Genomic DNA, 6,084 nt, shown 5'->3' on the forward strand with positions numbered 1-6,084 from the left:
GGAACCGACTTCAAATTGATGGAAAATTTCTTTGTCGACTTGGCGGCCGTAGCGGTTGTACTCGGGATCATGATCGTGGTCCATGAGTTCGGCCACTTTGCCGCCGCGAAACTGTTTGACGTGCGGGTGGACCAGTTCGCCATCGGCTTTGGGAAGCGGTTGTTCGGCATCAAGAAGGGCGAGACCGATTACCGCTTTAACGCCTTGCCCTTCGGCGGCTACGTCAAAATGGCGGGCGAGAACCCGCTGGAGGCGCACAGCGGCGACCCCCGTGAGTTCACCTCAAAACCGCGCTGGCAGCGGTTCATCATTGCCTTCGCCGGCCCCTTCGCCAATGTCGTGCTCGCCATTGCCCTGCTGACCGGCGTGTTTATGGTGCGCTACGAGCACCCGGTTTATCTCAACCAGCCGGCGGTGATCGGATGGGTGCTGGACAATTCTTCGGCGCAAAAGGCCGGCATTCAGGCGGGCGACCGCATCGTGCGTATCGAGGACGTGCAGAACCCAACCTGGGAGGACGTGCTGCCCAAGGTGGTGATGAGCCCCGGACAGCCGGTCACGCTGGCAATCCAGCGCGGCGATCAGATTCTTGAGAAGACGATCGTTCCAACTCCGACCGGGCCGGAGGAATTCGGCAATCCCGGGTGGCTGCCGGACCAGCCCAATACGGTCACCGAGATTGAGCCGAGCCTGCCGGCAGCCAAGGCCGGCATCAGGGTCGGCGACACCATCGTTGCCCTGAACGGGCAGCCGACGCGCTCCATGCAGGCGGTCATCCGCGAGATCCAAGCGAACAAGGACAAGCCGCTCACCTTGACTGCGGTGCGCGACAACAAAGAACTGAATTTCACGGTTACGCCGATGCTGACCGAGCTGAACGGCAAGCAAATGTGGCGCATCGGGATTCGCTCCGAACCGCAGCAGGTTGACAAGCTGCCCTTCGGCAAAGCGTTCGTGAAGTCGCTCGACCAGAACAAGCGGAATTCGTTCCTGATCATCGAACTGGTCGAGAAGATGGTGCAGCGCAAGGTGTCGGTGAAGCAGTTCTCCAGCCCCATCGGAATTGCGCAGGCGTCGGGCGAGGCGGCGCGGCAGCAGGGATGGACCCCGCTGCTGGCGCTAATGTCGGCCATCAGCCTCAACTTGGCCATCTTCAACCTGTTCCCGTTCCCCATCCTCGACGGCGGCATGATCCTGTTCCTGGCGATTGAGGGCATCCGCAGGCGCGACATCAGCCTGCGTCTGAAGGAGCGCATCTACCAGTTGGCGTTCGTGCTGCTGATTCTGTTCGCCGTAATTGTGATCTACAACGACCTGGCAAAGACGCTTCCGGGGCTGCAGAGATTGCCGTAGTGCAGTTGTGAGTTGTAAGTTCGCGGCTGCATCACGCAGCCCGCGCCACCGCAAGAACGCTAAGGTCGTCGTTGCGCGCCGCGCCGCGCGCGAACGTTCCCAGATCCTCCAGACAGCCTCGGACAAGCTGCTGCGGCCCGAACTGGGCATGATGAGCTGCCGCGCGGGTCAAACGCTCGGCTCCGTACTCCTGGCCGCTGCCGTCGCACGACTCCGAGATACCGTCCGTATAGAGCAGCAATCCATCCCCTGCGACCAGCTTCAGGTGGACACTGCCGTATTGGCTGTTGCCGAACATGCCCAGCGGAAGTCCGGTGGACTCCAGCGCACTGACTTGGTCTCCGCACAACAGCAGAGGCGGACAGTGTCCCGCGTTGGCGAGGTGAACGGCGCCGTCGGGCTGCGCGCGGCCGCAGATCACGGTTGCGTAGTGCGTCGATAGCGCCGTCTCGCAGAAGATGCGGTTGGCCCGCTCCAGCAGATCGTCCGGCGCCAGGCCCAGCGTGATCAGGGTGCGAAACATGGCGTGCAATTGCGACATCAACATCGAAGCCGCAATGCCTTTGCCGGCGACATCGCCGAGCACGAAGTACAGCACCTCGCCCGCGGCCGGAATCAGGTCGCAGTAATCTCCGCTCACCGGGCCGAAGGCTTCGTAGTGGTAACACGCGGACCATCCGCCCACGCGAAGTTCCTTCGCCGGGAGCAGATTGTTCTGAATGCGCGAGGCCAGTTGCAGATCGTCTTCCAGCGCCCGTTGTTCCCGCGGCGTCAGGTGGCCAAGGCAGAGGCGCAACAAGGGATTGGCGGCGAGCCGCTCCGCTTCGATGGGGTCGTGGCAGGTCTCGCACAGGCCGTAGCTGCCGTTGGCGACGCGCTCCAGCGCGCTGTCCACTTCGCGGAGTAGTTGGGAAAATTGCGCCTCCGCAGGCGCCGTAGAGATGGCCTGCTCCAGCCGAACGCGCCGTTCCAGCAGTTGCTCGCGAACCGAACTCGGGGTGCTAATCGCGACTTGGGACCCTTCAGCCATAGCTACTTGATGCCGCGAGGCAAATGGGAGACTCGCAATGTTCCGAGGCTGAAAGCGCGATGTGCAGAGCAGGACGCTACATCTAAGTGATTACCACTGTGATATTAGCTCCAGCCAGCCGCTGTTTATAGACCCCCCTCCCCCTCCTCGGCTGTGGGGTCAACAGGTTAAGGCAGGGATACCGTCGGGCAACCTCAGGTAACCTACGGTAACCGTGGACGGCGCTAGTTAACCGACAAGGCAACTTTTGCGGGATGTGGCGGGTGACCATTGTTATCCAATAGTTAAACAGCGATTGTCTGAAGACACAACCACCGAGGCGCAGTGTGCGCGGAATCACAGTAGCGCTTGCAGTGGATGATGTCTGTGACAAGGGGAGAATAATTTTCCGGGGAATTCCCGATTTGGGAAAGAGGTTGCGAGTTTATGACGCCGCTTTAGGAACGGCGCGAGCCTTGTGTCACTGACTGAAGCCGAAGCAGAACTGCAGGCAAGATACAAGGGTGGGAATGACGAATCTCGACACCCTCTGTACCGCCACCGCCTTACTCCCTTCCGACCACGGTGTCATAGAGCCCATAATGCGCGAGCCCCTCGTGGCTCTCGATGCCCGTGTACCGCAGCGAGGCATCCTCGTAACGTCGGAACGCAAACACCGCCTGGTTCATCTGCTCGGTATTGAATACCTTCAAGCACACGAGCAGATAAAAATCCTTCACCGTCAGGCCGGTGACGGCCAGGAACAAGTCCGGCTCCAGCTTGGTGATCACGTCCTGCAGCGTGTTCTCGCGAAAATCGGTCAGGTACATGAACGCAGGGATGCGAGTAGCGAACTTGATCAGCTTTTCTTGCACGAGCTTGCGCTTGGACTTGTATTCCTTCTCCTCCTCGGTGAGCTGCTTCCTCTGTTTCTCGGTCAGCTCCTCGCCCTTGGCCTCGTTCTTGAGCTCCTTGACCTTCTCGCTCTTGTTGATGATGGTCTCGATGATGTTGTCGCCCAGCGCGCGCCAGCCCTCGATACGTTCCACAGCGGCCATTGCCTCGGGGTTATCGAGGACTCGGCGCAGCGTGTCGTTGTCCACGTTCACCAGCAGTGCGCTCTCCCATTTGCGCGCCAGCAGCGTAGCCGAGGTGCCTGCCATCGCGATATCGAGAATGCTGCCGGCATCGATCTGAATCATGACCGCGCCGTTGTAGGCCAGCACCGGCAGGAACGACACGAGATCCTTGACGGCGTTTTCCGGATTCGATTCGTTGGGCGAAAGTCCGATGCCGTACTCAGAGAGCTGACGAAGCGCGCGCGTGGGCGCAAAGTCGAACACGAAGCAGTCAGGTTTGAAGATCTCTTCTTCGTGTGGGTCGTCGCCATTCGGGTTTTTAATCGACCATGGAGACTGCACGCGGAACGCGGCCTGAAAGTAGGTCTCCGGCGATTTCAAGTTGCGTAGCATCAAGATCGAAGACCATTGCGGCACAGTCACGCCGGTAGTGAGCTTAGCGCACGACAGTGTAATCGTTTTGGTCTCGAAGCCGCTCCCGATGGCCTTGCGCACCGGCGGCAGTGCCGCTAGCCCGATCCCTGCCGATGCACCGGCTGCAACGACGGTCTTATATTCGTGCCAGAAGGTGTTGTGCTTCTCGGCAAACAGGTTCGCCATTGCGTGGCAGGCTGCGACGTTCGGCAGAAGCCAGAACGAGTGCTGCACATACGGCAGCAGGGTGGCGTCAGCATACGGAAAAGGCGTGTGCGTGCCCGTCTTGAGGCCCTCGACAAACTTCTCCGTGTCCTGGCCCCGAATAATGTTCAGCCACTTCTGCACTTCGCTCTTGTGCTTGAAGTGCGTACCTTTGTCCGTGCCGGTGGCGACAAAAAATTCGTTAAGGTCGAACTCATCGAACTCTCCGCCGCTCGCGATCGCGAGCAACTCATCCGGCATCTGGTAGGTCAGGAGTGCCATCTGCGGGAGGGCACCATAAGGGTTCCACTTACCTGGGTTCTTGGCGGCAAACTTTTTCTTGGCGCGCTGTTCGTCGGTGTAAGTCCAGTTGAAGATCTCTTCTTCGATGAACTCGCCCGTGGCCAGCGCTCTAAAAGGTGTTCCCGACAGGTAAAGGTAGGCTTTGGTTGTGATGGGCAGGAACTCGGTTTCCTTCTCCGAAAGCACGCCAAGGTCCTGGTTCAAGTCCTCCAGCCCGGCGGCGTATTCGAGTTTGGTTTCCTTCTTGGCAACCGCCTCGTCCTCGCCCTCGAACAATTCCTTAGCGGTGTCGCGCCAGGCGCCAAAGTGGTATTCGTCAAACACCACGAGGTCCCAATTCACCTCGTGGATCCATTCGTTGTTGGGTTTGATGTTCCCCGCCGCGTCGCGACCCAACAAGTCCTGGAACGAACCAAAACAGACGACAGGCTTCTTGTGGTCGATCTGCCTCGGGTCACCACCGGTGGATTTCGACAGATACTGCCAGCCTTCGAAGTCGACATGGTTCTCAATGTCAGTCTTCCAGGCGTCTTCCACCGCGGGTTTGAAGGTCAGCACCAACACACGCTTGGCGCTGAGCTTCTTCGCGAGCTGATAGGCGGTGAACGTTTTGCCGAAACGCATCTTCGCGTTCCAAAGGAAACGCGGGACGGCGTGCATGTCTTCCGCCCAGCGCGCAAGGAAGTAGGCATGCGTCACGTTCACCGCTTCCGCCTGTTCCTCACGCATCTTGAACTCTTCGTGATGCGTGCCCGTGGGTTCTTTGCGCGTACGCAGCTCGATAAGCACGGTCTTTATATCCTTGACCGTGCAGCGCATCCATTCCTGTGCCGCTTTCTCGAACTTCTTCCTACAAAGTGCGGCGCGCACATCGTGATCGCTGAAGATGGTGCCGTCGTCTCGCTCGGCCGCTTCGTCCAGCATGATTTTGTAGTTCTTGATGATTGCGGTCTTGAGTTGCTCGGCCACGCGGTGCTTCACGTTTCGAGTTGTCTGCCCAATCTTAAGGAGACCATTGTGCGCCCTATCGTCGATCGAATAGGCGTATATGCGCGGCCGAGCCTCGGGCTTCGCTGTGAGTATCTCCTCGATGGTCTTATTCATCGTCACCGCCCATTCCCATTGGGCGCACTACCTTCTCGATGAACGCAATCTCGTCTTTGGTGATGGCATACTTTTTGTAGAGCAAGTCATCTGTCCACAGTTTTGTCCATTTTTGAGTTGGAACGAACGTGTAGACCCTGCGCGTGGTGTTATGAGACGGCTTGTGCAGGAGGATCAAAAAGCGAGTCAGCCGACATGAGAGATAGGACAAGACACTCTCAGCCTCGGATTTCGAATTCAGTGGGCCAATGCACAGGTACGTCTCCGAAGAGATAGTGTCCGGCTTGCCGATGAATGGTGTACTGATGATCTTGTGCGGATAGGTATCTTTATTTCCAGTGCCTGGAGCGGCGAAACCAACGAAAACCTTCCACTTTTCAATGAGGTTCGTGCCGCTCGTAACTGAGGTTTTAGGCAGATATCCCTTCCCGCCGTTTTGGTAGACGAGGAGATCCCCCGAACCTTTGGCAATTTTCCCTCTAACAGCCCGTGGTGCAAGTCTGGATTCGTGAGCGGAAAGTACTGAAGTATCCACAGGCATAGTTCGTAGAATGTCGCGCATGTCGATGGGGACGCGCAAGCAGCGGGAGAAGCAAGAGGACATCTGGATTGCGCACA

4 protein-coding genes are annotated in these 6,084 nt (G+C 58.4%); 1 reads left to right on the forward strand and 3 read right to left on the reverse strand.

Annotated elements, in window-relative coordinates; genetic code table 11:
• The first annotated feature begins 18 nt into the window (after window positions 1-18).
• Window positions 19-1,353 carry an RIP metalloprotease RseP gene (rseP, locus tag LAN64_17380; GenBank protein ID MBZ5569602.1) on the forward strand — a complete coding sequence of 445 codons (1,335 nt, stop codon included), beginning with the start codon at window positions 19-21 and terminating at the stop codon, window positions 1,351-1,353.
• Window positions 1,354-1,384: 31 nt separating this feature from the next.
• On the opposite strand, the gene LAN64_17385 is transcribed toward rseP, so the two are convergent.
• From LAN64_17385 to LAN64_17395, 3 genes are all read right to left on the reverse strand, one after another.
• Window positions 1,385-2,383 carry a SpoIIE family protein phosphatase gene (locus tag LAN64_17385; GenBank protein ID MBZ5569603.1) on the reverse strand — a complete coding sequence of 333 codons (999 nt, stop codon included), beginning with the start codon at window positions 2,381-2,383 and terminating at the stop codon, window positions 1,385-1,387.
• 545 nt (window positions 2,384-2,928) lie between these two features.
• A complete protein-coding gene (locus LAN64_17390) occupies window positions 2,929-5,466 on the reverse strand; it encodes a DEAD/DEAH box helicase family protein (protein ID MBZ5569604.1) in 2,538 nt (845 codons plus the stop codon).
• Window positions 5,459-6,084: hypothetical protein (locus tag LAN64_17395; protein MBZ5569605.1), on the reverse strand; the 626-nt coding region annotated here is incomplete at its 5' end. The genes LAN64_17395 and LAN64_17390, both read right to left, overlap by 8 nt.

The organism is Terriglobia bacterium (assembly GCA_020073185.1).
Taxonomy (GTDB): domain Bacteria; phylum Acidobacteriota; class Terriglobia; order Terriglobales; family Acidobacteriaceae; genus JAIQGF01.

Coding starts and splice junctions, on each gene's coding strand:
- rseP (MBZ5569602.1), top strand. CDS start 19: ATGGAAAATTTCTTTGTCGACTTGGCGGCCGTAGCGGTTGTACTCGGG.
- LAN64_17385 (MBZ5569603.1), bottom strand. CDS start 2,383: ATGGCTGAAGGGTCCCAAGTCGCGATTAGCACCCCGAGTTCGGTTCGC.
- LAN64_17390 (MBZ5569604.1), bottom strand. CDS start 5,466: ATGAATAAGACCATCGAGGAGATACTCACAGCGAAGCCCGAGGCTCGG.